The organism is uncultured Nostoc sp. (genome assembly GCF_964245445.1).
Classification (GTDB): Bacteria; Cyanobacteriota; Cyanobacteriia; order Cyanobacteriales; family Nostocaceae; genus Nostoc.
In genome coordinates this window covers 1-3,311 of the sequence record NZ_CAXTNE010000463.1, presented here as the reverse complement: position 1 = coordinate 3,311, position 3,311 = coordinate 1, and the positions used below count along the sequence as shown (strand labels likewise).

2 protein-coding genes and 1 pseudogene are annotated in these 3,311 nt (G+C 45.0%); all 3 read right to left on the bottom strand.

All coding sequences use genetic code 11. The features are described from left to right. Positions 1 to 396 (bottom strand): annotated as a pseudogene (locus ACFE90_RS37240) (PBS lyase); the annotation flags it as partial. A 508-nt stretch (positions 397 to 904) separates the two neighbouring features. Further along, positions 905 to 1,381, bottom strand: a complete 477-nt coding sequence (locus ACFE90_RS37235; RefSeq protein ID WP_375507250.1) for a hypothetical protein — start codon at positions 1,379 to 1,381, stop codon at positions 905 to 907. Between the two features lie 266 nt (positions 1,382 to 1,647). Continuing rightward, on the bottom strand, positions 1,648 to 3,311 hold a 1,664-nt coding region (locus ACFE90_RS37230; protein WP_375507249.1), incomplete at its 5' end, for an efflux RND transporter permease subunit.

The following is a 3,311-nucleotide window of genomic DNA, read 5'->3' as shown; positions in this document are numbered from 1 at the left end:
ATCCTTGAGGAAGTTGAGGATGTCAGGGATGTTTTGAGCCGCCGCCTGCTTGAAGCTGCTCAATACATAAGCCGCACTGCGACGAACTTTAAAGTCAACCTTTTCATCCTTAAGAATGTTGGCAACTTTCTGGGCTATTTCCTCCGGTTTCTTAACTACGGTTTTCAAGTCTTTTAGCTCATATGCAGCTAATTTGTCAAAAGCATATCCCTTCACTTCGTCGTAGCTGTCGTCAAGGGATGCTATTATACCGTTAATCTGCCAATCTTGCAGTTTGGGTTTGGGGGTTTCTTTAGCGCTAACCCAAGGTAGACAAAAAAGGAAAGAAAAAATGAAGGCTAAAGCATAAAGGATAAGGCGAGAAGGCTTACTGTGGTGGCGGGGAGTTGTAACCATGTTTGGAGCAAGGTGGCAGATTACACGCGGCTATAAGTATAACAACAACCTTGCAATCCGTAATTCCTGATTGAAAATGCAATTTGGTATCAACAAGTAGTAGGCGATCTGCATTCACAAGTATTAAAGACTCGCTCACGAGTATAAAAGACTCGCCCACGAGTATCAAAGACTCGCCCACGAGTATCAAAGACTCGCCCACGAGTATCAAAGACTCGCTCACGAGTATCAAAGACTCGTCCACGAGTATCAAAGACTCGCTCACGAGTATCAAAGACTCGCCCACGAGTATCAAAGACTCGCTCACGAGTATTAAAGACTCGCTCACGAGTATCAAAGACTCGTCCACGAGTATTAAAGACTCTCGCGCGAGTATCAAAGACTCGTTCACGAGTATTAAAGACTCATTCACCAGTTGACAAAATAAAAAAGGGAAAAGAAAAGGAATTAAATCTCCCTTTAACTTTTCCCCTTTGACTCTTCCGGTATCTTTGGCAAGATTTTCAGCCTATGAACCAGAGTTAGTTTTAGCAGGTTTATTTTTAATAGCCTTAAAACGATCGCCTAACTGTTCGGCAAGACTTTTTAACCCTGGAGTTTTCTTAGCAGCAGTCTTGACGTAATCATAAACTGTCAAACTGCTGCCCATTGCTTCGCTGCCGACTGCCATTAAGGTATCATCTACTTGTTCTGTCAGTTGTCGCAATCCAATCAAAAGTTCGGTAAGCGTTGCTGCTAGTTGATAATCCCGCACAAAATCATCTACATCAAAGCTGGCTGGGAGAATTTCTCGGTTAGACTGGGCCGCAGTCAGGCTGGTATTGACGAAAGCTAGGCTTTTATCGCCCATCTTAAATAACTTGCGTCGTTCTTCCACACTCAGGGTTACGAGAAAAGGCATCTTTGCTTCAATAGTCGCAAAGGCTGCTTTAATTTCTTGGATATCTGCTGGGGAAAGGGAAGCGGTAATGTTTTGGTAAGCCATTGGATATTTACTGTGGTAAATCTGTTTGTTATGATTCCCACTGGTAAATGCGATCGCACAGTCTTAAGGAATGGGGAAATTAACCTCTCTCCTAAAGGGCTACTATGTAGACACAAGTCGAATTACCCCCCTTAGTCCCCCTGATGCATTGGGGGGAAACATGAAATCTAGTTCCCTCCCCAATACATCGGGGAGGGTTAGGGAGGGGTAAAACTTACGCTTAAACCTAGCCGAGAAGCGCGGTAAAATCCAAAATTGATTAGGCATTATGGGCGCGATGGTTTTTTACCAAAGCCATAGCGCAATGTATGCACAATCCAACTCTGAAAGTTGTCAATGTAGCTAAATATCACTGGCACTACTACCAGTGTCAGCAGGGTGGAAGTTGTGAAACCGCCCATAATGGCAATTCCCATTGGTTGCCGAACTTCAGAACCCGCGCCAATCCCTAATGCTAAAGGCAGAGTCCCGGCGATCGTTGCCAAAGAAGTCATTAAAATCGGACGCAGACGTGACACGCCCGATTCTACGAGTGCCTGACGTTGGGTTTTACCTTCCTGCATGTTGATGATTGTATAGTCAACCAAAAGAATCGAGTTTTTGGTGACAATCCCCAACAGCAACACGACACCAATCAAGGCATATATCCCCAATGGTTTTTGGGCAACCATCAACGCTATCAGTGCGCCGCCTAAACAAAAGGGCAACGCTGCCATAATCGACAATGGATGCAGGAAGTTGTTATACAGCAGCACCAGAATTGCATAGATACACATTAATGCCAATCCTAATGCACCGCCAAAGCGTCCGAAAATGTCTCGCATAATTTTGGCACTACCGGAGGATTGCTGTACTACCCCTGGCGGTAAGTTTTGCATCAGAGGTAGTTTGTTGATTGTTTCTACTGCCTCTCCCAAAGAAATCCCTTGCAAATTGGCTTCTACGGCAACTTGACGGGCGCGATCGTAGCGGTTAATGGTAGCAGGGCCACTCCCAAAGCGGATATCTGCAACTGCCACAAGGGGAATCAATCTGCCATTTTGACTGGGTACTTGCAGATTTGTGATCGTGTTAATGTCAGCCCGCGCTTTCGGATCGATTTGCACACGAATCGGGATTTGGCGATCGCTCAAATTAAATTTTGCCAAGTTGGCCTCATTATCGCCGATGGTGGCAAGGGAAGCAGTCCGAGCGATCGCTTGCACTGTCACCCCCAAATCTGCTGCCCGTTGTGGGTTCGGAATCACCAAAATCTCTGGTTTAACCAAACTTGCAGTAGAAGACACTTCTACCAATCCGGCTATGGATCGCATCTGCTTTTCTAGGGTGTCAGCAGCTTGATTTAATGCTTGGGGATTTTCACTTCTCAGGACAATTGATAAACCTTTCCGACTGTCACCTGGTGACTGACTTTGGAAACTAATTCTAGCTCCTGGTATTTGCTCAAAGGAAGGGCGTACTTGTTCCTCAAACTGTTTTTGAGAAATATTTCGTTCTTCTCTAGGTTTGAGATTAATCGCAAGAGTTGCAGAATTGATCTCTTCCGTTGCTAGTACACGTTCAACTACTGGGTTTTGCCGGATGATGTCAGTCGCTTGTGTGACTACCTTGTTAACATCTTCTAATGTGGAACCAGGAGGTAATTCTATAGATACGTTGGAAATTCCAAAATCGCCATCATCAACAAAACCCTTGGGAATCAAGGGAACCAGCGTCAGACTGGCAATGAAGAAAGCTAAGGCGATCGCCATTGTTGTCAATCTATGGCGTAACGCCCACTCTAAGAGTGATCTATAAGGTTGAAAACCCCGACGCTTTTGAGTGATAAGTTTTCTATTTCCGTTATTGCTACCTGGAAGTGTAAATTTGAAATTGAAGAATTTTATTGTTCTCCCTGCTCTCCCTGCTCCCTGCCCCCTGCCCCCTGTTC